Raw genomic sequence first — 25,257 nt, forward strand, 5'->3', positions numbered from 1 at the left:
CCCGGATCTCCCCGCCTACCCGAAACCCGTCCCGGATCTCCCTGCCCGCCTGATACGTATCCCGGGAGCCCGTCCAGCTCTGCTGTGGGGCCCGGGGGACACAACGCGTCCGACACGGCCCACCCCAGGGCCCACCACGTGTCCAAGGCGGTTCCCGAGGGTCACACCGCGTCCAAGACCGGCGCACCGCCCGCGCCCTTCGCCCTTGGTGACCTCCCTGACCAGCGGGCCGTCTTCCGCCGTGCCGCACCCTTTCTCAGCGGGCATCGAACGGCGCTGGCGGCTGCCATCGCGCTGACGCTCGCCGGTGCTGGACTGGCCGTAGCCGTGACGGCGGCCATCGGGCGGCTGGTGGATGCGGCGGGCGACGGTGAACGGGCCGGTCTGATCCGGTGGGTGGTGGTGTTGTTCGCGCTGGTCGCCGCCAGCGGGGTACTGACCTGGTTGTCCCGCTACTGGCTGATCCGGGTCGGCGAGCATGTCCTGGCGGGGATGCGGGAGCGGGCAACGGCCGCGGTGGGGGCCGCCCCGTTGCGTTTTGTCGAGTCCCATCGCCGCGGTGAGCTGCTGCGCAGACTGACCGGGGAGATCAACGGGTTGGGGTACTTCGTCGGTACGACCCTGCCCGATCTGGTGGCTGCGGTCGCGGTGCTGGCCTTCACCGTGGTGATGCTGGCCGTGTACTCCTGGCTGCTGATCCTGGGGTTGCTGGTGGTGTTCGTCCCGGTGGCCACCGTGATCGTGCGGGGCTTTCACCGGCGGGCCGGACCCGCGTACGCGGAGGTGGCGGCGGCCGAGGCGGCGGTGGCGGCGAGTTTCTCCGAGTCGTTGCCCGCACAGGAGCAGTTGCGGATCAGCGGAGCTGTACCGCGCTGGTTGGAGCGGTTCGGCCGGAACAACGATCGTCTTCTCGACGCCCAGACCGTACAGATACGGACCGAGCTCAGGCTCGATCGGCTCGCCCTGCTCCAGGCCGGCTGTGTGGGTGGTCTGCTGGTGCTGAGTGCGGTGTTGGTGGGGCGCAATGCGCTGACTGTGGGTACGGCCGTGGTGTTCGTACTGGCCACCCGGGACATCTTCCATCGCTTTGAGAGCGTTGCGGCGGCGATCGGCGATGCTCGCGAGGCGCATGTGCAGTTGGCCAGGCTGCTGGATCTGATCCGCGCGACCGAGCAGCCGCAACCGGCTACCGACTCCCCCCAGCCACCCGCGCGAGGCGTGCTCACCCTGGCCGGAGTCGGCTTCGGCTACTCCCAGGGCCAACCGGTCGTTCAGGGGCTGTCGTTGGCCATCGAGAGCGGTGAACGTCTGGTGATCGCCGGTGAGACGGGCTCGGGCAAGTCCACCCTCGGCAAGCTGCTGGCCGGCCTCTACCACCCTGACCAGGGCACGGTCAGCTTTGCCGGGCACGATCTGAGCTGTCTGAGCGCTGAGCGGCTACGGGCCAGGATTGTGCTGGTGCCTCAGGAAGTGGCGTTGGTGGAGGGTTCGCTGGCCGAGAATCTGGCGCTGGTGTCCAGCCGACCGGATCAGCCGCGGATCGAGGAGACCATCGAACGGCTGGGGCTCTCGGAGTGGGTGGCCTCACTACCGGATGGTCTGGCGACCCCGGTGGGCACGCACACCCTCTCCGCCGGCGAGTGTCAACTGGTGGCGATCGCTCGGGCGGTGCTGGCCGATCCGGCGGTGCTGATCCTCGATGAGGCCACGGCCGGGGTCGACCATCAGACGGCCGGGCGGATCGAGGAGGCCCTGTCGGTGGCCGCGGACGACCGTACGCTCATAGTGATCGCCCACCGTGCGGACACCATCGGCCGGGGACGGCTGCTGCTGTCGATGCCGGAGGGCCGGGTGACGGAGATCGTCGGTCCGCGTTCCTGAGCACGCTGTGCCCCGGTGGTACGCACAAGGGGCGTCCCGAACCGCTCGGTTCGGGACGCCCCCTTCGTATAGCCGCGCTCTACTTCCCCGCGGCGGCCTTGACCAGGATCGGGGTCAGCTCCTCCACCACCCAGGAGGCACTGAGGGCGTCCGGGTAGGCGATGGAAGACGCCAGGTTGTTCTCCGAGGGGATCACCGCGAAGTTCTTCTTCTTCACCACGTTCAGGGACTGGAAGAGCTTGTTGGTCTCCAGCTCCGAGGCATTGAGCAGGCCCTCGTCACCGAACGGGTAGGTCATCAGCAGGATGTCCGCCTCCAGCTCATCGAGCTTCTCCAGGCTCACACCGTTCTTCTTGGCGGAGTAGTCCTTCGCCTTCGCGGTCTTGCGCAGACCGAGCTGCTCGAAGATGGTCGCGTCCTGGTCGGCGTAGGACATAAAGGTGATCTGCTCGGGGTGGACGACGCTGTAGGTGTACTCCTTGCCCTTCAGCTGGGGGTTGGCCGCGGCGGCGTCGGCGATGGCCTTCTCGTTGGCGGCGATCACCTCGTCGGCCTTCGCCGTGAGACCGAGCGCCTTGGCCGCGGTCTTGAGGCGGTTCTGCCAGGTCAGGGTGTCGGCGTCCTTCTTGTCGGCGAAGGTGACGACCGGGGCGATCGGGTCCAGCTTGGCGTAGGCGGCGTCCATGTCCCAGGTGTTCATGCCGAGGATGACATCCGGTGCCTCGGCGGCGATGGCCTCGTAGTCGAGTCCGTCGGAGTCGTCGAACGTCTTCAGCTTGCCGATGCCCAGCTTGTCCAGCGCCCGCTGCTTGTACTCGGCGACCTTGCCGCCGTCTTCGGTGTCCGGGGTGATGACCGGTTCGAGTCCGAGCGCCAGCGCGATGGCGGTGTCGCCGTCGGAGACGGTGGCCACCTTGACCGGCTTCTTCCCGACCTTGGTGGTGCCCCAGGCGTTGGTGAGGTCGACCGGGAACTGCCCGGAGTCGGCGGCGGCCTTCTTGTCCCCGGCCGAGTCGGCCTTGTCGGAGCTGTCACTTGAGCCACAGGCGGTGACCAGGCTGAGGCAGGCGGCGGAGGCGAGAAGCACGCGTGCCGTGCCACGACGGACCGAACGGTGGTGGGTGGGGCGGTTCATTCCTACTTCTCCTGGGTGAGGTCGCGCCGGCCCAGGGGAAAGATCTGGGGCCTGGCAGTGCGGGGATGAGGGACGACGATGCACTCCAGTCCGAACACGTCGGCGACGGTCTGCTCGGTGAGTACTTCGTCGGGGGTGCCCTGGCGGACGATGGAACCGCCGCGCATGGCGATGATCGAAGAGGCGTAGAGAGCGGCCTGGTTGAGGTCGTGCGAGACAAGGACGATCGTCTTGCCGGTCTGCTCATTGAGATCGGCGAGCAGATCCATGACCTCGATCTGGTGGGCGATGTCCAGATAGGTGGTGGGCTCGTCGAGCAGCAGGGTGGGGGTGTCCTGGGCCAGCGCGAGCGCGATCCACACCCGCTGGCGCTGTCCACCGGAGAGTTGGTCGACGGGCCGGTCGACGAGTTCGGCGGTGCCGGTGGCCATCAGTGCCTCGACGATGACCACCTCATCGGCTTCGGTACGCCGCTGGCCGAACTGCCGGTGCGGATGCCGCCCCCGCCAGACCAGGTCCCCCACCGTGATGCTCTCCGGAGCGATCGGTGACTGCGGCAGGATGCCGAGCCGGCGGGCCACCTGGCGGGTGGGAAGGGAGTGGATGTCGGTGCCTTCGAGGAGGACCGAGCCGGCGGCGATGGGCAGCAGCCGGGCGATCGACTTCAGCAGCGTGGACTTGCCGCAGGCGTTGGGGCCGACCAGGGCGGTGATCCTGCCGGCTTCGATGGCGACGGAGAGCTCATCGATGATCAACGACTTGCCATAGCCGGTGCTGATGGCACGGGCTTCGATCTGATGGGTCATGCGGAGGCCTCCGGCCTGTGCCGAAGGATCAGCCAGACGAAGTAGGGCGCGCCCAGCAGCGCGGTGAGGACCCCGGTGGGGACCGGGCTGATCAGTGGCGCGTTCTGTGCGAGGACGTCGGCGCCGAGGACAAGAGCCGCACCGACCAGCACGGAGAGTCCCACCGCTCGATCGGCGCCCACCAGCCGTACCGCGATGGGCCCACTGACCAGGGAGACAAAGCCGATCGGCCCCACGACGCTGGTCGCGAGGGCCGCGGCGGCGGCTCCGAGCATCAGGGCCGCGACACGGATACGGGAGACGGATGTGCCGAGTCCGGTGGCGAGTTCATCACCGAGCGACAGGCTGCTGAGCTGGCGGTTGAGGAACAGGGCACCGAGTCCGCAGACGACGGCCCCGACGGTGAGGGTGGTGACCCCGTCCCAGTCGACGCCGTTCACACTGCCGATCATCCAGCGCATGGCGATGGCGATGCTGTGCTTGTCGGCGACGGTGAACAGGTAGTTGGTGTACGCGACACAGGTCGCGCTCAGTCCGATGCCGACGAGTACCAGCCGGTAGGTGTCGACCGTCCCTCTACGGGAGCTGAGGGCGTAGATCGCACCGAGGAGGATGAACGAACCGAGGATCGCGGCCACCGGGGCACCGAAGGCGAGCGCCGGGGCGAAGAGGAAGACGGTGGTCGCGCCGGCGCCGGCCCCCGCCGAGATCCCCACGATGTCGGGGGTGGCCAGGGGGTTGCGGATCAGACGTTGGTAGAGGGCGCCCGAGAGTCCGAAGAGCGCTCCGGCGAGCATGGCCGCGAGGGCTCGTGGCATCCGGATCTGGAAGATCATGTAGTCGGCGAGCCCGGTGCGCAGCCCGAATGCGGCGGGCAGCACATCGGCGGGGTCGACCCGGCCCACTCCTCCCAGCAGGACGGAGGCGACCAACAGGGCGACCACGAGGGTGCTGAGGACGGAAACCGCGATGGTGGTGCGTCGGGTCGTTGCCCGGTGGGTGGCGCGTAGCCGGGCCAGCACGGCGGCTTGGGCGGTCTTGTCCGGGACGGTCCGGGTGTCGAGAACGGTCATCACATGCGTACCAGGTCCTTGCGGCGGGCCAGCCACACGAAGAACGGGGTTCCCATCGCCGCGGTCATGACGGCGACCTGGACCTCTCCGTTGTCGAGTACGAGACGTCCTGCGGTATCGGCCGCGGTGAGCAGGATCGCCCCCAGCGCCATGGATATCGGTAGCGACCAGCGATGGTCGGCGCCCACCAGCATGCGGGCGCAGTGCGCGGCCACCAGACCGACGAAGGCGACCGGTCCGACGGCCGCCGTCGCGGTGGCGCAGAGCAGTACGGCGACGGCGGCGCCGATCAGCCGGGAGCGTTCGACCCGCACCCCGAGGCCACGGGCGGTCTCCTCGCCGAGGCTGAGGATGTTGAGACTGCGGCCCAGCGGGAGTGCGAGCAGCAGGCCGACGACGAAGAAGGGGGCGATCTCGCCCAGAATCGAGCCGCGTCCGGTGAGTTGGCCGACCGACCAGAACCGCAGATGGGAGTAGACGGCCTGATCGCGCACCACCAGCAGGGTGATCAAGGAGGACATCACGGCGGCGACGGCGACCCCCGCGAGGACGAGTCCGATGGTCGAGCTGCCGGCGTTGGTGCGGATACCGATCAGATAGACCAGCGCCGAGGTGAGGGCGGCTCCGATCAGCGCCAGCCAGAAGTAGGCGCTCACTCCGGAGAGCCCGAAGAGGACGATGCCCAGCACCACGAACATGGCCGCGCCCTGCTCGATGCCGAGGATGCCCGGATCGGAGAGCGGGTTCATGGTGAGGGCCTGCATGATCAGACCGGACCCGCCGAGCGCGGCGCCCACGGCCAGGCCGAGGAAGCTCCGCGGAATGCGCTCGGTCCACAGCACATGGGAGTTGTAGCCGGTGCCATCCGGGTTCAGCAGAATGCTGATGACCTCGGTGGGAGCGATGGAGCGGGCGCCGAGTCCGATGCTCGCGACGAGTACGGCGACCAGGGTGGCGATGGTGAACACCGCCACCGTCACACCGCGCGAGGACTTGGTCCTCGCCGGTGGCGGTGGTGAGGTCGCCAGCGGGGACGTGTCAGTCATGGGTCTGCTCTGAGCTCCTTACCTGGACAAGCGGCAGGTAAGGTTACCCTTACTAAGCTTTCGGACAGTCCAATACCGGAGGCAGACCATTCACACTCAGGGGTCACCTTGACCCCACTACCTGGAGGTTGCCGTGGCCGAGAGCGCCGTGCTGACCGAGGCCGGGACCACGGAAGAGTCCCGACCGACCTCTTCCATCACATCGGTTTCCACCGGTCTGCCTGCCTTGGTAGGGATATCCACCTCGACTGAGGCGTCCATCGACTCCATGGACTCCATCGACGATGACTTCATCGCCGCCGGAGGCCACCCCACCCATGTGCACGACTTCCACCAGTTCCTCTATGTCCCCCTCGGCCGGATCGTCATCACGGCCCGGGGCCAGGACTATGAGCTGTCCCCCTCGGTGGCCCTGTGGATACCGGCCGGAATCCCGCACAGCGCCCGCTTCGACAATGACTCCCTGTTCGTCGTGGAAACGTTCACCACCGAGCGCCACCACCTCCCGTACACCGAGACGACGATCGTCAATGTCACGGCCGATCAGCGGCGGATGCTGCTGGGACGAATGCGCTGCTCGGAGTCGAACCACGATGACTCATCCGTCATCGCGGCCCTGTCGAACGGCCACCCCGACTGCCTACCGCTGCCCCAACCGACCAGCCACACAGCCTGCACGGTGGCGAAGGAACTGATCCGGATGCCCAGCGATCCGCGAACCGCGACCGAGTGGGCCGAGAGCCTCTACACGAACTCGACGAGCCTGCGCCGCGCCTTCCGCGCCGAGACCGGCCTGTCCTTCTCCGAGTGGCGGACCCGGCTGCGCCTCAACCACTCGCTGGACCTCCTGGCCCAGGGCCATCTGGTGAGCACCGTGGCCGCGCGGGTGGGGTTCGTCAGTACGAACGGCTACATCCTGGCGTTCCGGAGGTACTTCCACGAGACGCCCGGCGCCTATGTCCGCCGCTCGACCCATGCGGCGGCCGCCTGACGCGGTGGATCACCGACTGCGTGAACGACCAGCGTCAGCCGTCAGCGCGGTAGGTCAAGCTCGGCACGGACCGTCTTCCCCAGCGGCACCCGGTCCAGCACGGCCCACCGATCCGCCAGCGCCTCCACGATCATCAACCCTCGCCCATGATCGTCGCCCGGCCCTGGCTCGGGGAGCTCACCGGGCCCCGGGGGCCGTTTGTCGCCCCGGGCATCCGACACCTCGATGAGGACTACCCGCCCCGGGACATGAGTCAGCCGTAGCTCAAAGTCCCGACCTGGCACCCGCCCATGGGTGACCGCGTTCGCCACCAATTCACCCACGAGGACCAGCGCGTCATCAGAGAGCTCGCTTCGGTGCGAGATGCCCCAGAGGCAGAACTGATGGACCGCGAGATGCCGAGCGAACCAGGCACCACGAGGGGTACTGCTGAAATTCTGCTTGAACACACGTACGGTGAGCTGTGGTTCATAGGTTGCGCGGGATGTCATGCCTCCAATGTGGCCCCCAAGAGGGCCCTTTCACCAGTTCAGCGGCGCGTACGCGGGATAGACATACGCTTGGGACGACATCTGGACTGGGTGACTGTCGGTGACATTCTCCCTTGCGCTTCCTTCCGACGTCTGACGTTCGCCTCAGCCCGCCCGACCCATGCCCGATGACCGATCCGCCGACTGAGGCCGACCACGCCCCCCGGTGACTCCCCCTTGATCCGGGCCCAGAAGGCCAGCGCCCGGGATCACCGGAAACAAGATCCAGGCATTGGGCGAAACCAGCCACGGCCGAAAGGCGCTCTAGCTCCCCCTCAGCCAGAATGATCAAATCGGTACCGCAGCGCCCGATCAAAGACTCTCGCGCCTCGCTCATCGCTGGTCACCCAAATCCCGTGGAATAACACACGGGAGGCCCATGAACCACGCCCTCGCGGAGGATTGCAGCACCCGCCGGCGCGGTCTCATAAACAAGAAGCACCTGCTCCACCTATGACGGACAAAGACGGAACGGCAATCTCAATTCATCCGCAAGATGGAGGTCGCTACGTGAGTTCAACGTCGTACTTGGAACTGCACCAGCAAGTCTCCCCGAGTATCGAAGCAGAGATAGAGTCCGCCCTCGAACGCCTCGGCCCATCGTCGACCGCGGTCAAGAGCGCCATCACCAAACTCTTGCAGCATCAGAAACTGAAGCATCCCCTCTCGGTACTCCCACTCCTCGTCCACGCCATCGAAACGGGTACCCCTAGACCGGCGATCCCGCTCTCCGCCATCCATGTGCTGTGGTGGACCTCGGCCTGCTATCTGGACGATCTGGCCGACGGGCAGGGCGGCACCAAGGTCGCTGAACTCAGCGAGAACGAGGCGCTCCTCGCCTCCCTGATCACCGGACATATGCTGCCCATCCAGGTCGTACAGTCCCAGCAGGCCCCCGAGCCGATACGGAGTGCGCTGACGGCCGAGATCACCAACGGCTGGATAGCCGCGGTGGAAGGGCAACTCGACGACATGCGCGGAGATGTCGACAGGGCGGCACGGGCCTCGGTCATCACGGCGTACCGCGGTAAGTCAGGCGCGCCTTTCGGAATGATCACAGCCATGGCCGCGATACTGTCGGGCGCCAGGCCGGAAAAGATAGAGCAATGGCGCGAGTTCGGCAATATCTTCGGCATTCTCTGGCAGATCTTCAACGACCAGGATGACATCCTGTCCGGCCGTAACGAAGATCTACAGAACGGAACAGTAACGTATCTTCTCGCCTGCTCCATCGAAGACGCCTCCCCCCGGGGCAGGGAGACAATTCTCGACCTGTATGAATCCTCCCGGAGTTCCGAGCAATCGAGATCAGAACTCACCCGCCTACTGCTCAGACCCTCCGTGCTGAGCCAGTACCACAAGGACATCAAAAGATTCCGCAATGAGGCAATTCAGACCCTCACCGACATAGGCGGAGACGAAAGCTATCGTCCCGTACTCCGGGAACTCGTCGACCTCTCCGCGCAGATGCTCCTCAAGCCACTGGCCGAGTAACACCCGGTACGGGCCGGGCATCCGCGCACAGACAAAGGAAGGGGCTGGCGAGAAGACGCTCTCCTACGAGCCGCGGGCCATGGGGAGTGAGTCGCTGAACGCCGAGGCCTACGCGTCGATCCATGAGGCCGTGCAGTCCCTGGCCATCCGCCACCGCGGCTCCATGGCCCGGGCCCCTCCTGAACGAACGCGCCCGTCAAGCCCGTCAGCTCCACCGGCCGCACTCGACGCCATGAACGTGCGATCTCAGACCACTACGGTCCCCTTCAAGGCATTCGGCCTGAACCGCCACACAACACACCTGGTGTGAGCCGTTCCGCTACCCCGGTTGACCGTTGGGGACCCGCCGCACGAACTACCTCAGCCGTGGTCCCCGGCAGCGCCCGTAGGCGCGAGCCCAAGCCCACGGCTCCGCCTCTCCCTCGGCGCCCGGACCGCTTCCGTCCCGACCCGGCCACTTTCTGACTACGTAAGGGACTTCCCCCGCAGCAGAGTTGACTCGCTGCGGGGGTGCTGTCGTTCGGCGGCCCATGATCAACCCCACCGCCTGATGGGCCAGCACCGCGGTGGTGGGTCGCGAACAGCGCGGTCAAGTCCAGAAACCCATGAAAGATCAAGAATGGCTCTGGCCGTCCGGAACTCGTCCGGCACTTTTTCCAAGCCCCCGCCCTGCTCAGCAACAACCCACACCCATGGCGTCTATCCGGAAATCCATGGCCTATCAGAAATCCCTCCAATTGACTGTACAGTCATCGAGAAGGCGCTTCTTAATAAACTAGACCCCGGCCCGAAAGGGTAGGTTATGGAAATTGAAGCAGAGGGAATCCGGAAGACCTACCTCAGTAAAGCAGGCCCGGTAGAGGCGCTAGCGGGGGTGGATCTCGTAGTGCCGAGTGGGAAGATCTTCGGATTTCTTGGGCCCAATGGAGCCGGGAAGACCACCCTTACCCGGATTCTCACCACGCTCTCCCGTCCCGATGCCGGGCGGGCCCGTATCGCGGGTTTCGATGTGGCCACTCAGGCGCAGGAGGTACGGCGGCGGATCGGGTATGTGTCGCAGGCCGGTGGGGTCGACAGCGGGATGAGTGGGCGGGCCAATCTGGTGCTTCAGGCTCGGCTTCAGGGGATGAGCAAGTCCGACACCGTGGCCCGGGTCGGTGAGCTGTCCGATCGGTTCGGGCTCGGGGAGTTGCTGGACCGGGCGGTGAAGACACTGTCCGGGGGGCAGAACCGACGGCTCGCGCTGGCCATGGGGTTGGTGCATCGGCCGTCGGTGATGTTCCTGGATGAGCCCACCCTGGGGCTCGACCCACGGGCCCGGGTCGATCTCTGGCAGGAGATCAGCGCGCTGCGCGCCGATGGCTCCACGGTCTTTCTGACCACGCACTATCTCGAAGAGGCCGATGCGCTCTGCGATGAGTTGGCCATCATCGACAACGGCACCATCGTCAGTCAGGGCTCGCCCGCCGCGTTGAAGCGGGAGGTCGGCTCGGACGATGTCATCAGTGTCACCGTGGGCGCCGGGCATGCCAGGGCCGATGGGGCGCGCACGGAGATCGAAGCGCTGGCCGGGGCGAATCGGGTGTGGTGGGAGGGCGATGTCCTACGGGTGTCGATCGCCGACGGCGGGGAGGCGCTACCGCATCTGCTGAGGCTGCTGGACGCGGCCGGGATCGAGGTGCGGTCCGTGACGCTGAGCGCGCCCGGCCTTGACGATGTCTTTCTCCAGAAGACCGGCCGGTCCTTCTCCGCGGAAGGGGCATCGGAGCAGAAACCCAAGGGGCCGGACAAGGCCGACGAGAAGACCGACGCCGGGCAACTTCAGGGAGCGTAGGGAAATGATGCGCGAAACGTCGATCATCTTCGGTTACGAACTGAAGCGCATGGTCCGCAATCCGGTCTGGGTCATCATCGGACTTCTTCAGCCGGTGCTCTGGCTACTGCTCTTCGTGCCGCTGCTCGAAGAACTGAATACCGGTGCTCCGAAATCCGCCGACCTCAAGACCTTTGTCCCCGGTGTGCTGACGATGCTCGCCATCATGAGCACCCTGCTGGTGGGATATGTGTTTCTCGGGTCGATGCGGGACGGGGTGGTCGAGCGGCTGGCGGTGACGCCGGTGAGCAGGCTGGCGTTGGCGCTGGGGCGGATTCTCGCCGATGTGGCCGGGCTGGTGGCACAGTCGCTGCTGGTCGTATCCGTGGCCTATCTGATGGGCTTTCGGACCGATCCTTCGAGTGTGCTGCTGATCCTGGCGCTGATGGTGCTGCTCGGACTGTCGGTGGCGTCGCTGTCGTACGCCCTGGCGCTCAACCTCCGCGAGGAGGCGTCCTTCAGCTCCATCATCAATTTTCTCACCCTGCCGCTGCTGCTGCTCTCCGGGATGCTGGTGCCGCTGTCCTTCGCGCCCGGCTGGATGCAGGCCGCTGGCAATGCCAACCCGCTCCACCACGCGGTCGAGGCCGTGCGGGCGCTGGCCGTTGACGATCGCGGCGCGACGGATGTGGTGACCGGGTTCCTGGTCCTTGCCGGGCTTACCGCGCTCACCCTGACCTGGGCCGCCCGCAGCTACCGGCGCGCTGTCCCGTAGAGCTCCGGCGCCCCGGGGGTACCGACCGTAGGCCCGGGGCCCTTCCCGTACGGACCGATCGAGCGGCCCGCCCAGCCGGGCCGCGGAGGGGGATCGTCATGCCCATCGCCGAGCTCGGCGGCATCTCGATGAACTACGACACCAACGGCGACGGTGAGCCGGTGGTCCTGGTGATGGGCACGGGCGCGCGGGGGCGGACCTGGCATCTGCGTCAGGTGCCCGCCCTGGTGGCGGCCGGGTTCTCCACCGTCACCTTTGACAGTCGGGGCGTACCTCCGACCAGGGCGCCCGGTGATGACTGGACCATCGATGACATGGTCCGCGACACGGTGGCGCTGATCGACCACCTAGGGCTCGGGGCCTGCCGGTTCGTGGGGTTCTCGCTGGGGTCGTATGTGGTGCAGGAACTGGCGCTGGCGTATCCCCAGCGGGTGCGCCAGCTGGCGCTGATCGCGGCACGCGGCCGGACCGATCCCTTCCACCAGGCCATCACCCGGGCGGAGATCGGATTGGTGGAGCGTGGGGTCGATGTCGGCGAGGAGTTCTACGGCGCCGTCGACACCCTGCGGTTGGTGTCGCCGCGGACCTTCCAGGACGAGGAGCAGGTGGCCATCTGGTTGGAGTCGTTCCAGATGGCGCGTGCGGGAGGCTCATCGGCGGTGCTGCCGCAGCTGCGGATCGAGATCATGCCCAACCGACTGGCCGCGTATCGAAGCATCACCGCTCCGACTCTGGTGATCGGGTTCGAGAACGACATGGTGTCGCCGGCGTATCTGAGCCGTGAGGTGGCGCGGAGCGTTCATGGCGCGCGGTATGTGGAGATCGAAGGGGTCGGGCATCTGGGGTATCTGGAATCCCCGGAGGAAGTGAACAAGCAACTGCTGGAGTTCTTCCACAGTTCATGAGACGCGCCGGGTGAAACCGGGGGCAGCCGGGGAGGACCCGGTGTGGGCCGCCGGCTCGCCGAGGGGCGGCCCAAGGCGGGACCGGGGGCTTCGTGGGGACGGTCCCGGTCCCGCCGAGGGCTTTCCGCCCGCCAAGCCGCTGACGTTCAGGGGCTGGGGAAGCGCCGGGCCGGAGCACGGCACCTTGGCGGCCGTATCCGGGAAACGGTTGCCTGGAGGCGGCTCAGCTCACCTGGTGGACCCATCCATGAGGGTCGGGGAGGGTGCCGCGTTGGGCGGATGTGAGGAGATGGGCCGCCCGGCGGGTGATCGGGCCGGGACGGCCGCCCGAGATGGTCCATTCGGCGTCGGCCGAGCGGACGGTGCCCACCGGGGTGACGCCCGCTGCCGAGCCGCAGGCGAAGACCTCGGTGATCTCACCCCGGGCGGCGAGTTCGCGCCAGTCATCCACGGTCAGCGGAGTCTCCGCCACCGGGATTCCCTCGTCGGCCAGCAGGGTGAGCAGGGCGTCCCGGGTGACGCCGGGGAGCAGGGTGCCGGTCAGCGGGGGTGTGGTGACCCGGGCCTGGGAGCCGCGGCCATGGACGAAGAAGAGGTTCATGCCCCCCATCTCCTCCACCCATCGGCGTTCCGCCGAGTCCAACCACACCACCTGGTGGCAGCCGTGGGCGGTGGCCTCGGCCTGGGCGGCGAAGGCGCCCGCGTAGTTGCCGGGGATCTTCACATCGCCGGTACCTCCGCGTGCGGCCCGTGAGTACTCGGTGGAGACCCAGACCGAGACCGGGCTGAGGTCGTTGTTGAAGAACCCTTCCGCGACGAAGGCGATCAACAGGAACTGGTACTCCCGCGCCGGGCGCAGGGCCAGTACCGCTTCTCTGGCGTAGAGCAGCGGCCGTAGGTACAGGCTGTGGTTGGGGCGGTCGGGGACCCAGGCGCGGTCGGCGCGTATCAGCTCTTCCAGGGCGCGGAGGAAGAGCGGGGTCGGGAGCTCCGGCATCATCAGTCGGTGTGCGGATCGTGCGAAGCGGTGTGCGTGGGCATCGGGTCGGAAGATACCCACCGAGCCATCGTGCTGGCGGTAGGCCTTGAGCCCTTCGAAGATGGTCTGGCCGTAGTGGAGCGCGGCCATGGCCGGGTCCATGGGCAGTGGGCGGTAGGGCGACAGGCCAAGATCGTGCCACTGCCGTCCGCTGGTCCAGCTCGCGGTGACCATGTGTTCGGTGAGGACGCGGCCGAAGCCCGGTGCGCTCATCCGCTGCGCGCGCTCGGCCGCACTCAGTGGGGTCCTGACGGTCTCCGTGAGGAATGCGATGTCTGGGGTATCGAGTGGGGTGTCGGTGGTGGCGGACACGGTCGTTGTTCCCTTCCTTCCCTGTCCCGGTGGTCCCGGTCGTCGTTCACAGGTCCGCTCCCACGCTGTGGGGCGTCCCCTGCTCGGGGTTGTGTGGTCGGGTGCGGCCACGGTGCATCGAGCGCAGGGCCAATTCGAGTTCCACGACATCGAGCTGACGGTCGTCATTGGAGGCGACGAGTCTGGAGGTTCCGCTGCCGCATTGCAGACCGCCGATCATGGCGTCCTCGAAGTCGGCGCGGTTCGCGGCCCGGCGGTTTCTGGCCGGAAGGAGAAGGAGGGAGAGCTGACCGCCGGTGGCGGCGAAGAATCGGGTCACCTTGCCCGAACAGGTGGCATTGCTGCTTTCGGCGACCACGATGGCGGGGTTTCCCGGTGAAACGCTCTTTTCGGCGATGGTGTGGCACAGATGGATAAAGGCATCGGCTCCGGTACTGCCGACGACCGCGCGAAAGACGACTTCTCGGCTATCGCCCACGGAGGAGATCAGGATGCCCTGTCGGCGGTCGTCGAAGCGGGGCTCGGCGAAGGTTCTGAAAGGCCTGAGAGGCTCGTTCCAGACGTAGTGAACCACCGCGCCCTCCCGGGTCGCCGACTGGACGGTGGCCAGGGTGCCAGCGGGCCACAGGCCTTCGCTCTCGGCTTCCTTGATCCGGGTGATCGGGCTGACCAGCGGCACCCCGATACGCTCCAGGGCGCGCCCCACGCTCACCGGGGACAGTTCAACGCCGAACTCGTCGTCGATGATCCGTGCGACGGTCTTACGGGTGCGCAGAACGGGCCCTGCGGGTGCTCCTCGCATCAGATCTTCGACGATCATTGAGCGCAGGTGATTGAGTTGCCCATCGCTCAGATTCGACGGCGGGCCAGGGGTGCGTTTGGTACGCAGCGCCTCCGAGCCGAACTTTCGATAGGTCTGCCACCAGCCGAAGACAGTGGAGCGTCCGAATCCACTGGTTTCGATCACATGGTCAGGCGATTCCCCTGACTCGATCAGGCGGCATACCTGCAACCGCTCCTCATAGGTGGCTCTGCGTCCTAACTTGGCCATGACCTTAGCTTTTCGCGGATCGGTGATCGAAGTACATACCCATATCGGCAGTTTCCCCCGTGTTGGTGAAGGTGCGTCTTGTGAATGCTTTCTTCTGGATGGCGGCTAGTTCGGGAGTGGAGTTGAGCAGTTGGACCCACGGGCGGGGAGTCGAATGTCGGTCAGATAGCCGATTACCGCTTTGTTGACGCAGGCGCTGCGGCCGAAAGCGAGATGTCCAGGGCCTCGCACATCCAGCAGACGGGCGTTGCCGGTGTCACGGAGGATCTTCTTCGCCCAGGCGCGGGGCGCGTAGGGATCACGGGTGTTGTTCACCACCAGGAGGGGGGTGTCACCTTGATGGGTCCACGGTCCGCGGTGGTGTGCCGACTCCACGGGCCAGAGCCCGCATTTGACCTGGGCGTAGGCGCCGAACCGGCCGATGCGTGGGGCCGCTTCGGCAGCGGCGCGGGCATGTCGGTCATGGACGGTGAGATCGGGCGGGGTCTCCTGGTCCACACAGGTGTTGCCGAGGTAGCCGGCGAGTACCGCGTTCTCTCCCGAGGGCAGTGCCCTGGTGGGCAGGGGCGCGGCCGACAGCTGGCTGAGCCGGGCGGCGAAGGCGGACCAGAGCGCTGGTTCGGCGAGCGCCTGGAAAGCCTCGCCCAGCAGTACACCACCGGTCACCAGATCATGGCGGCCCGGGTGGGTGGTGAGGTTGGCGTCGAGCCGTCGTACGAGTGTGTCGAAGGCGGCCTCCGGGGCGCCATCGCCGAAACGGCAGGAGTCGGGGGTGCGGCGGCACCAGTCGAAGAGGTTCTTCAGACCTGCTTCGGCCGCGGCGAACATCTCTCGGTCCAGGCGCAGGGGGTCGCGTACGGAGAGGTCGGCGGGCTGCACCCCGTCGAGGACCATGGTGCGCACCCGGCCGGGGTACTGGGCCGCGTAGTACTGCCCGAGCAGGGTGCCGTAGGAGAGGCCGAGGAAGTTCAACTGGCGGTCTCCGACGGCTCGTCGCAGTAGGTCGAGGTCGTGGGCGGCCTCGGTGGTGCCGAGTTTCCGCAGCAGGGGCCCGCCGCGCTGGACGCAGAGGTCGTTGAGGGCCCTGGCCTGGCGGACGAACTGTTCCCGGGCCCCGGAGTGGTCGGCGACCAGGGGCTTCTCGATCTGGCGGTCCTGCTCGTAGGTGGAGCAGCGCATGGCCGGTTCGCTGGTGCCGGTGCCGCGTTGGTCGATGCCGACGATGTCGAAGCGCTGGTTGAGATCGGCGAGCAGGGAAGGGCCGGCGGCTTGGACGAAGGAGACCCCGCCGACCACTCCGGTGCTGACGAAGAGGGTGCCGATGCGCCGGGCGGGATCGCGTACCGGCATCTTGATCAGGCCGACGCCGAGGGTGGGTCCCCGCGGGGCCGAGTGGTCGGCGGGGACGCGGGCCCCGGCGCACTGGAAGGTGCCGGAGCAGGGTGTCCACTTCAGTACGGGTGGCTCCGCGGTGCCGCGCTTGTCCTGGGCGGTGGATGGGGTCGATGGGGCGGTGGGGGGACTTGCCCGCGCGGTGAGGGTTCCCGCGCCCAGGACCACAACGGTCAGCAGCGCGATGGTTATTCGGAATGGTCTGAAGGCCATATCGACTCTCCTTGGTGTGTTGTCGTCGACGACAGTCGTTGGGCGTAGCGCCGTAGCAGGGGTTGGTCGACTCCGGGCAGGGTGAGGGCGGTGAAGGCGTGGCTCGGCAGTACGCCCCAGTCGTCGATGGAGCGCGGGGAGTCCTCGGTGGGCCGCTCTTCGGCCAGGGTCCGCAGCAGTTCGTGTTCCAGGGGGAAGCGATCGGCGAGCAGGGCGTCCCAGGCGGTGCCCGAGACCCGCTCGATGGGGTGTCCCTCCTGCCGGACCAGGTCGATCAGGGCGTCGAGGGAGACGGATCGCTCGGTGGTGACGGTGTAGAGCCCGCCGTCGCCGTCGTCGAGTGCTTCCGCAACGGCGAGGGCGGCGGCTTCGTCGACGGGCACCCAGTCCTCGGTGCCCAGGGGCGGTGCGGCCCCGGACTCCACCACGAGTCGCAGCAGTCTCAAGGCCATATCGCGCTCGTTCCAGCGACCGGCCGCGCGGTCGCCGGTCAGCCGCGGCAGTCGCAGTACGGTGGCCGGGACGCCGGCCTCGCGGGCCCCTGCCACCAGTCGTTCGGCGCGCCATTTGGTCAGCGCGTAGCCGACTTGGGAACGGACCAGGTCGTCCTTGGGGTCACCGGTGGAGATGTAGTGCAGTGGCTTGAGCCGTCCGGTGGCGGCCAGCTGGATCAGTTCGCGGGTTCCGCCGATGTTCACCGGCGCCAGTTGGTCGAAGGAGGCCAGCATGTCGACCGAGGCCCCGGCGTGGATGATCAGGTCGAGCTCGTCGCCCAGCCGGTCGAACTCCGCCGCGGACAGGCCTAGCCGGGGTCGCCCGAGATCGCCGGGGAGGGCATGGACGCGTCCGGGTGGGGCGGTCGTCCCGTACCGGTGCAGGGTCTCGTCGAGGCGTTGCCGTGCCTCGGGCTCGGTGGACGCCCGGATGAGGCAGCGGACCGTGCCCGTGGTGCGTTGGAGCAGCTCGGTGAGGAGGAAGGCACCCAGATATCCGGTGGCACCGGTGAGCAGGACGCTGGCCCCCCTGGTCGTGGTCCGGGGCGGCAGTACGGCGGGCAGGTCCAGGCGTTCGTCCGCCTCGCCCCAGGTGGGGGCGGTTTCACCCGCGCCCTCCAGCGCGGCTGCCAGGGCGCGGATGGTCGAGTGACGGATCAGCTCCCGCAACTCCACCGGCCGGTCCAGCTCCTCCCGGAGCCGAAAGGCGACCCGTACGAGATCGAGCGAGCCGCCGCCCAGTTCACGGAAGTCGTCGTCCACACCGATGTGTTCCACCGCGAGGACCTCCCCCCAGACGCGGGTGACCAACTCGGCTACCGGTCCGCTCGGTGGGGTGTACGGGGTGGAGCGCTCGGCGACCGTACCGGCCATCGCCAGGATGCGGGCGCGGTCGATCTTGCCGTTGGGCAGGGTGGGCAGGGTGTCCAGCCAGTGCCAGTGGGACGGGATCATCTGGTCGGGCAGGGTGCGGGCCAGCGCGTTTCTCAGTTCGCTGGTTCCCCAGCGCTTGCCGCCGGCCATCAGATGGGCGTGCAGCCGACCCTCCCGCAGGGAGACCACCGCGTGGTCGATGCCCACCAGTGCGGTCAGGGCGTGCTCGATCTCGCCCGGCTCCATCCGCATGCCGTTGAGCTTGAACTGCTGATCGGCTCGGCCGAGGAAGTCCAGGCTGCCGTCCGAGCGCCAGCGGACGAGGTCGCCGCTGCGGTAGAGCCGCTGCCCCGGGTGCTGTGGATGGGGTGGGAAGCGTTCCTCGGTCAGGGCGGGGCGTCGATGGTAGCCGCGGGCGAGCTGTGGGCCGCCGATGCAGAGCTCCCCCACCGCGCCGATCGGCAGGGGACGCAGGTGGCGATCGAGGATCTGGAGTTCGGTGTTCTGCACCGGCCGGCCGATCGGCAGGGCGCCGCCCACCACGGGTGGGTGGATCGGCTGGGCGCAGACATCGATCGACGCTTCGGTGGGACCGTACAGATTGTGGAGTTCGGCGGTGGGGCAGAGCTCGATCAGCCGTCGGGCGACGGAGGGTGGCAGCGCCTCTCCGCTACAGATCACCAGCCGGAGCGAGCTCAGTTGGCCGGGATGGGTGGCGCGGACGAACTCGGCCAGCATGGAGGGGACGAAGTGGGTGACGGTGATCCGGCGTTGCCGTACCACCCGGGCGAGGTACTCGGGGTCGCGCTGGCCGCCGGGGGCGGCCAGGACCAGCCGGGCCCCGGTGATCAGTGGCCAGAAGACCTCCCAGCCGGACACGTCGAAGCCGAGGGCGGTCTTGTGGAGGACCCGGTCGGTGGGGCGCAGTCGATAGGAGTCCTGCATGCCCAGGAGGCGGTTGACCAGTCCGCGGTGCTCGATGAGTACGCCCTTGGGCCGGCCGGTGGAGCCTGAGGTGTAGAGGCAGTAGGCGAGGGAGTCGGGGGTGGTGGTGGGGAGGGTGGCCTGGGCGGCGGCGGGGCCGGGGTGTTCAAGGGCCGCCTCGATGTCGATGATCGGGCCCAGTTGGTGCCGGCCGCCGTGGTGATCGGCGCTGGGCCGGACCGCAGGGAGCCGGCCAGGGGTGCCCAGGGGGCCCGTGGTGCGGCCGATGATGGCGGCCGGACGGGCGTCGTCGACGAGGAATGCCAGCCGCTCCGGTGGGAGTTCCGGCTCCAGCGGCACATAGGCCGCGCCCGCGGTGAGGACCGCCAGCAGGGCCACGATCAGCTCGGGGCTCCGTTCCAGACAGACCCCGACCAGATCGCCGGGGCGCACCCCCTGGGCGATGAGCACCCGGGCGAGGGTGGTGGAGCGGTCGACCAACTGGCCGTAGGTCAAACCCTCGCCGGTGGCATCCGCGACGACGGCGAGTCGTTCCGGGTCGGCCGCCGCCCGCTCCTCGATCAGCGCCTGCACGCTCGATGCCGGGATGGCCAGTTCACATCCGCGCGTCCATCGCCGTAGCAGCGCCTTCTCGTCGTCGTCGGCGAGGGTGAGTCGGTGCAGTGGCTGCTCCGGGTCGGCCGCGATCTGATCGAGCACCCGGGCGTACTGCCTCAGCAGCCGCTCCACGGCCCGCGGGTCGTGTGTGCGCGGGTCAAAGGAGGCGAAGACGCGCAGCCGCTCCTGGGGGACCAGGGAGAGGGTGAGTCCGTAGTGGGTGATTTCGGTGTTGCGGCCCTGGACGAGATCGATGCCGGGGAGGATGCGCTGGTCCGGTAGGGGTGCCGAGATCGGGTAGTTCTCGTAGACGCAGAGGGTGTCGAAGAGCGGGGTGCCCGGGGCGAGTGCGGTCTGCCCCTGGATCTCATGGAGCGGAGTGTGTTCGTGGGGTTCGCGGTCGAGTTGGGCGGTGTGGAGGGTGCGGATCAGTTCGGCCGCGGTGTGTTGTGGATCGAGTCGGGCGCGTACCGGCAGGGTGTTGATGAAGAGCCCGATCATCTCCTCCACCCGGGGCAGGTCGGGTGGTCGGCCCGAGACGGTGGTGCCGAAGACGATGTCATCACGGTCGGTGTATCGCCCCAGCACCACCGCCCAGGCGGCCTGCGCGACAACACCGGGGGTCGCCCGTATTCGTCGCGCGGTCTGACCCAGCCGTTCTTCGGTCCCCTGGTCGAGGACGTGGGTGCGCTCGGCGGTGGGTTCGTCGCCGGGTGAACCGGCCGCCAGGTCCAGTGTGGTGGGTGTGGTGAAGCCCGCGAGATAGGCGCCCCAGTAGGTGTGCGCGGCGCGGTGGTCCCGATCGGTGAGCCAGCCGATGTACTCCCGGTACCGCGGCGGTCGCGCGAGGGTGGTGGTGGGATCGGTGTAGAGCGGGCCCAGTTCATGGATGAGCCGACCGATGCTCCAGCCGTCCAGCAGCAGATGGTGGAAGGTCCACACCGACTCCCAGGTGGTTTTCCCCAGCCTGACCAGGGCGAGCCGGGACAGTGGTGCGTGCTCGGTGCTGAACCCTCGTAGCCGATCCGCCCGGCAGAACGCGTCGAGCCGTGCCTCCCGTGTCGACTCGGGTGTTCCCCGCCAGTCCTCCTCGATGACCGGGAGTTCGGCGGTGGTCAGTACCGCTTGCAGGGGGTTTCCGCCGTCGTCGCCGGCGATGAGGGTACGCAGCACGGCGTGCCGGTCGGTGATCCGCTGCCAGGCGGCGCGGTAGCGCCCGGGGTCCAGGGGACCCTCGGCGCGCCAGCGCAGTTGCTGGACGTACCGCGCCCCTTCGGGATCGGCGAGGGTCTCGAAGAGCAGACCCTGCTGGATTGCGGAGAGCGGATAGAGATCCTCCAGGGGCATCGCGGGCCTACTTCCCGAGCCGGTTGATCAGCCGGTCCAGTGAGCGCTGGCTGACTTTCGCCAGCGGGAAGTCGGAGGAGGTGGCGCCGTGGTGGGCGGGGTTGAGGCAGTGCTCGATCAGGGCCCGTAGCCGGGTGTCGATCTCGTCGGCGAGCGTCTGCACGGTCTCGGGCCGGTAGTGGACGGCGGAGTAGACGAGGTGGATCTCCAGTCGGCCGTCGGCCACCTTCACCGGGATGTCGAGGAGGTGCTGCCGGTGGTTGTCGGCGTGCCAGGTGGCGCCGGTCGGTTCGGGGGCGGCGGTGAACGGCTGGTCGGTACCGCTGCCGGGGGCCATCAGCGAGCCGAGGAAGTTGAACGCCATCGAGGGCCCGGGGCCCGCCGGCAGCGGGTCGGGGTGGAGGAAGCGCAGCATGCCGTAGCTCAGTCCGCGCAGGGGGACGGCCCGTAGCTGCTCCTTCACCGATTTGATGACGGCGCTGAGGTCGGCGGTGTCCGACGGCAGGGTGATCCGTACCGGGTAGAGGGCGGTGAACCAGCCCACGGTCCGGGAGAGGTCGATGTCGTCGCTGAAGGGGTGGCGGCCGTTGTTCTCCACACTGACGAGCAGTTCGCCACTGCCGCTGAGGGCGTGGGAGGCGAGTGCGACCGCGGTGAGCACCAGCTCATCGGGGCGGGTGCGGTAGGCGGTCCCGGCGTCCTTGAGCAGCGAGTGGGTGAGGTCGGGCGGCAGCACGGTCTGGATGGCCGCACTGCCGTGGACGGTGGCGCGCTCGGCGGTGTGGGTGTCCACGGGTACGGGCGGTAGCGGCGCCACGGCCAGGGTGCGCTCCCAGTAGGTGCGGCTGGCCTCCACCTCCGGGTCCTGGGCGTGCTCGCGGATGTGGTCGAGCCACTTGCGGTAGCCGGCCGTCTTGGCGGGCAGGGTGACCGGCTGGTCGGCGGCGCTCTGCTGGTAGGCGGCGCCCAGATCCTGGACGAGCAGTGGCCAGGAGACGGCGTCCACGGCGAGGTGGTGCACCACAAGCAGCAGTCGCCATGGGCGGCCGTCGCGGGTGGCCAGGACCGCCCGGATCACGGGGCCCTTGGTCAGGTCGAGCGAGCCCTGCGCCTGGTCGGCGATCGCCGCCCACTCCTCGTCGGTCGCGGCCTCGGTGAGGTGGACCACGGAGGCGGGGTCGGCGGCCTCAGCGCCGGCGAGATGGAGCTCCCCGCCGGGTCGGACCCGGCTGCGCAGTGCGTCATGGTGCAGCAGCAGCCCTTGGACGGCCTGCTGGAGGGCGGCGATGTCGAGGTCGGCCGGTACCCGCAGCACCAGGGACTGGTTGAAGTGGTCGGGCCTGGCCAGCGCCTGGTCGAAGAACCAGGACTGGATGGGTCCGGAGCGCAGTGCGCCGGTGATCAGCCCCTGGTCCTCGGTGGCCGCTTCGATCAACGAGACCTCGGGAGCCAGTTCCGCGATGGTGGGGTGGCGGAAGATCTGCCGTGGGGTGAGCGACGCGTGCTCCTCCCGGAGCCGGGCGACGACTTGGATGGCGTGGATGGAGTCGCCGCCCAGCTCCAGGAAGTTGTCGTGGACCCCGACCTGGGGGACGCCGAGCACCTGGGCCCAGATCCGGGCCAGGGTCTCTTCCAGCGCGGTGCGCGGAGCCGCGTACGCCTCGATCGGGGCGGCGACCTCCGGTTCGGGCAGAGCGGCCCGGTCGACCTTGCCGTTGGCGGTCAGTGGCAGCCGCCCCAGATGGACGAAGGTGGAGGGGACCATATAGTCCGGCAGGGTCGCGCCGAGGTGGTCCCGCAGAGCGGTTGCCGGCAGCGCCGAGCCGTCCTGGGTGGTGTAGTAGCCGATCAGTCGGGCGTGGGTCTCGTCGTGCCGCGGTACGACGACGGCGGCGGCCACATCGGGGTGGGTGAGCAGAACGCTCTCGGTCTCCCCCGGTTCGACCCGGAAGCCCCGGACCTTGACCTGGTGGTCGATACGGCCGACGAAGTCCAGGGTGCCGTCGGGGAGCCAGCGTACGGAGTCACCGCTGTGGTAGAGCCGCTCCCCGCCCGACTCGAAACGATTCTTCCGAAAGACGCTCGCGGTGAGGTCGGCCCGCTGGAGATAGCCCACCGCGAGGCCGTCGCCACCGATGCAGAGTTCACCCGGAGCGCCGTCGGGCACCAGATCGCCCAAGGGGTCGAGCAGCCGTATCCGGGTGCCGCCGATCGGTCGGCCGATCGGTACGGTCTGGGTGGCGGCGGGCAGTGGGGTGGGGACCAGGTGCATCGAGGTGAAACTGGTGGATTCGGTGGGGCCGTACCCGTTGAAGACCTCCAGTTGGGGCAAACTGGCCTGGAGCCGACGGGTGTGCGCCACCGACATCGCTTCGCCACCGACCATCAGCTGACTCAGTGGGGCGAGGATCGCGGGATCGGTGTCGATGATGCTGTTGGCGAGTGCGGTGGCGAGAACGGCCGTGGTGACCTGGTGGTTCGCCAGGATCCTGCCCAGCTCGGCGACGCTTGGGGTCTCGGGTGGATAGACCACGATGGTGCCTCCGTTGAGGAGGGTGGTCCACACCTCGACGGTGGAGGCGTCGAAGTTCGCGGGTGCCAGTTGCAGCATCCGGGTCTCCGCGCCGAGTCGTACCCCGGTCATGCCGAACGCCAGCCGGACGATGGGCCGATGGCCGACCAGTACGCCCTTGGGCCGCCCGGTGGAACCGGAGGTGTACAGGCAGTACGCGATGGACTCGGCGGAGACCTCCGGTAGCCGCACCTCCTCCTCGGCGGGGACCAGATGGTCCAGCTCGATGAACTCGACCCAGTCGGCGTCGAAGAGTTCGCCCACCCCGGCCTCGCCGATGACGGCCGCGGGCCGAGCGTCATCGATCATGAACGACAGTCGGGCCTTGGGGAACTCGGGCTCCAGCGGTACGTATCCGGCACCGGCGGTCAGTACGGCCAGCAGCGCCACCACCAGCTCCGTACCCCTGCTGAGGGAGACACCGACGAGGTCGCCGGGGCGCACCCCGCGGTCGATGAGGACCCTTGCCAACACCCCCGCGTGGGAGACCAGTTCGCCATAGGTCAGCTCGCGGCCGTCCGCGATCACGGCCGTGCGGTGGGGTGCGTCCGCCGCGATCTGCTCGACCAGGGTGTGGACGGGTAGGTCGGGGAGCTTCTGGACCGGCCCCTCGCCACGGGACAGCAGCTGGGCGCGCTGATCGGCGGGGACCTGCCACACCTCGCGCAGCGGGCGGTCCGGGTCGGTGGCCAGCTCCGACATCACATGGGCCAGATAGCGGATCATGCGTTCGGCGACGGCGGTGGAGATGGCGCGGGCGTCGAAGAGGAAGTCCAGCTTGAGCCGCTCGCCGGGTACCAGGATGACCGAGAGCGGGTAGTTGGTGACGCTCCCGACCGCCCGTAGATCCACCCGGCTCTGCGGGCCCAGGAGGTTGGACGCCACCTCCTCCTTGGCGAGCTTTCTGACATCGGGGTAGTTCTCGTAGACGCACAGGGTGGTGAACAGCGGAGCTCCGGACGGCGCTTCGGCCTGCCCCTGGATCTCGTTCAGCGGAGTGTGCTCGAACGGCTCCCGGTTGAACTGCTCCGCCTGGACTGTCTGGATCAGTTCGGCCGCGGACAGTTCGGGGCTGAGCCGGGCCCGTACGGGGACGGTGTTGATGAACAGACCCACCATCTCCTCCACCTGCGGGAGGGCGGGCGGGCGGCCGGAGACGGTGGTGCCGAAGACGATGTCATCGCGGCCGGTGTAGCGGGCCAGCACCAGTGACCAGGCACTCTGCGCGATCGCGTTGGGGGTCACCCGCAACCGGCGGGCGGTCTCATGGAGTCGTACGGTGGTCTCGATGTCGAGCAGTTGGATCAACTCGCCGAGCTGGGGGGCGCTGGGGCCACCGGGCGGGAGGTCGAGCCGAACGGGTGCGGTGAAACCGGCGAGATACTCCTTCCAGTGGGACCGGGCCGCGTTGTGATCGCGGCCGGAGAGCCAGGCGATGTAGTCGCGGTACGGCGGTGGTACCGGTGGTTCGGTGCTGGGGTGGGTGTGGAGGGCGCTCAGTTCGTTGACGACCTTGGCGACGCTCCACCCGTCGAACAGCAGATGGTGGAAGGTCCAGATCGACTCCCAGGCGCCGTCGCCGAGGCGGATGACCGAGAGGCGGGAGACGGGGGCACGCTCCAGATCGAAGCCCTGGAGGCGGTCGTTCTCGCAGTACCGCTCCAGCCGGGTCTCCTGCTGGTCGGCGGGCATACCCCGCCAGTCGAGCTGGGTGAGGGGCAGTTCGACCGACTTGAGGACTGCTTGGAGCGGCTGTCCGTCGTCGCCGTGGGTGATGAAGGTGCGCAAAATGGGGTGGCGGGCCACTATGCGCTGCCAGGTGCGGTGGTAGCGGGCCACATCAAGGGTGCCTTCGATGCGGAAGCGGCAGTGCTCGACATACATTCCGGGCTCGGCCGTGGCTTCGTAGAGCAGGCCGAGCTGAAGGGGCGACAAGGGGTAGAGGTCTTCGAGGGACGTCTCAAGCGACATAC

At 68.1% G+C, this 25,257-nt stretch carries 16 protein-coding genes; 6 read left to right on the forward strand and 10 right to left on the reverse strand.

Annotation, left to right across the window (positions count from 1 at the left end):
- The first annotated feature begins 138 nt into the window (after positions 1 to 138).
- Positions 139 to 1,881: an ABC transporter ATP-binding protein gene (locus NBG84_RS06445; protein WP_250918302.1), complete on the forward strand. Its 1,743-nt coding sequence runs from the start codon at positions 139 to 141 to the stop codon at positions 1,879 to 1,881.
- 79 nt (positions 1,882 to 1,960) lie between these two features.
- On the opposite strand, the gene NBG84_RS06450 is transcribed toward NBG84_RS06445, so the two are convergent.
- Genes NBG84_RS06450 through NBG84_RS06465 form a run of 4 tightly spaced genes read right to left on the reverse strand, consistent with a single transcriptional unit; the run spans position 1,961 to position 5,941 of the window.
- Positions 1,961 to 3,016 (reverse strand): ABC transporter substrate-binding protein, encoded by a 1,056-nt coding sequence (locus NBG84_RS06450; protein ID WP_250918303.1) that lies wholly within the window; start codon positions 3,014 to 3,016, stop codon positions 1,961 to 1,963.
- Between the two features lie 2 nt (positions 3,017 to 3,018).
- The gene (locus NBG84_RS06455) at positions 3,019 to 3,822 is read right to left on the reverse strand and encodes an ABC transporter ATP-binding protein (RefSeq protein WP_250918304.1); all 804 of its coding nucleotides are present in this window, start codon (positions 3,820 to 3,822) and stop codon (positions 3,019 to 3,021) included.
- A complete protein-coding gene (locus NBG84_RS06460; protein WP_250918305.1) occupies positions 3,819 to 4,895 on the reverse strand; it encodes a FecCD family ABC transporter permease in 1,077 nt (358 codons plus the stop codon). The genes NBG84_RS06455 and NBG84_RS06460 overlap by 4 nt, the downstream gene beginning before the upstream one ends.
- Entirely contained in the window at positions 4,895 to 5,941 is a 1,047-nt protein-coding gene (locus NBG84_RS06465) for a FecCD family ABC transporter permease (protein ID WP_250918306.1), read from the reverse strand. The genes NBG84_RS06460 and NBG84_RS06465 overlap by 1 nt, the downstream gene beginning before the upstream one ends.
- Before the next feature lie 133 nt (positions 5,942 to 6,074).
- Between NBG84_RS06465 and NBG84_RS06470 the strand changes: the two genes are divergently transcribed.
- Positions 6,075 to 6,932, forward strand: a complete 858-nt coding sequence (locus tag NBG84_RS06470) for a helix-turn-helix transcriptional regulator (RefSeq protein WP_250918307.1) — start codon at positions 6,075 to 6,077, stop codon at positions 6,930 to 6,932.
- Between the two features lie 41 nt (positions 6,933 to 6,973).
- Here the strand turns inward: NBG84_RS06470 and NBG84_RS06475 are convergent, their stop codons facing one another.
- Complete coding sequence (locus NBG84_RS06475) at positions 6,974 to 7,423, reverse strand: ATP-binding protein (RefSeq protein ID WP_250918308.1); 450 nt, start codon at positions 7,421 to 7,423, stop codon at positions 6,974 to 6,976.
- A 549-nt stretch (positions 7,424 to 7,972) separates the two neighbouring features.
- Between NBG84_RS06475 and NBG84_RS06480 the strand changes: the two genes are divergently transcribed.
- The 4 genes from NBG84_RS06480 (at position 7,973) to NBG84_RS06495 (ending at position 12,449) form a co-directional block, all read left to right on the forward strand.
- Positions 7,973 to 8,956 (forward strand): polyprenyl synthetase family protein, encoded by a 984-nt coding sequence (locus NBG84_RS06480; protein WP_250918309.1) that lies wholly within the window; start codon positions 7,973 to 7,975, stop codon positions 8,954 to 8,956.
- Between the two features lie 802 nt (positions 8,957 to 9,758).
- Positions 9,759 to 10,790, forward strand: coding sequence for an ATP-binding cassette domain-containing protein (locus NBG84_RS06485; protein ID WP_250918310.1), 1,032 nt, complete (start codon positions 9,759 to 9,761; stop codon positions 10,788 to 10,790).
- Between the two features lie 4 nt (positions 10,791 to 10,794).
- Positions 10,795 to 11,544, forward strand: coding sequence for an ABC transporter permease (locus tag NBG84_RS06490; RefSeq protein WP_250918311.1), 750 nt, complete (start codon positions 10,795 to 10,797; stop codon positions 11,542 to 11,544).
- Positions 11,545 to 11,642: 98 nt separating this feature from the next.
- Positions 11,643 to 12,449: an alpha/beta fold hydrolase gene (locus tag NBG84_RS06495; protein WP_250918312.1), complete on the forward strand. Its 807-nt coding sequence runs from the start codon at positions 11,643 to 11,645 to the stop codon at positions 12,447 to 12,449.
- 223 nt (positions 12,450 to 12,672) lie between these two features.
- On the opposite strand, the gene NBG84_RS06500 is transcribed toward NBG84_RS06495, so the two are convergent.
- The 5 genes from NBG84_RS06500 to NBG84_RS06520 form a co-directional block, all read right to left on the reverse strand.
- On the reverse strand, positions 12,673 to 13,800 hold the full coding sequence (locus tag NBG84_RS06500; protein ID WP_308312017.1) for a branched-chain amino acid aminotransferase: 1,128 nt from the start codon (positions 13,798 to 13,800) through the stop codon (positions 12,673 to 12,675).
- 46 nt (positions 13,801 to 13,846) lie between these two features.
- Positions 13,847 to 14,851 carry a helix-turn-helix domain-containing protein gene (locus NBG84_RS06505; RefSeq protein ID WP_250918313.1) on the reverse strand — a complete coding sequence of 335 codons (1,005 nt, stop codon included), beginning with the start codon at positions 14,849 to 14,851 and terminating at the stop codon, positions 13,847 to 13,849.
- Positions 14,852 to 14,956: 105 nt separating this feature from the next.
- A complete protein-coding gene (locus NBG84_RS06510; protein WP_250918314.1) occupies positions 14,957 to 16,456 on the reverse strand; it encodes an alpha/beta hydrolase in 1,500 nt (499 codons plus the stop codon).
- A complete protein-coding gene (locus tag NBG84_RS06515; RefSeq protein ID WP_250918315.1) occupies positions 16,432 to 20,712 on the reverse strand; it encodes an amino acid adenylation domain-containing protein in 4,281 nt (1,426 codons plus the stop codon). The genes NBG84_RS06510 and NBG84_RS06515 overlap by 25 nt, the downstream gene beginning before the upstream one ends.
- A 7-nt stretch (positions 20,713 to 20,719) precedes the next feature.
- Positions 20,720 to 25,255, reverse strand: a complete 4,536-nt coding sequence (locus NBG84_RS06520; protein ID WP_250918316.1) for a non-ribosomal peptide synthetase — start codon at positions 25,253 to 25,255, stop codon at positions 20,720 to 20,722.
- Between the last annotated feature and the right edge of the window lie 2 nt (positions 25,256 to 25,257).

Source organism: Streptomyces albipurpureus, from assembly GCF_023701525.1.
GTDB lineage: Bacteria > Actinomycetota > Actinomycetes > Streptomycetales > Streptomycetaceae > Streptomyces > Streptomyces albipurpureus.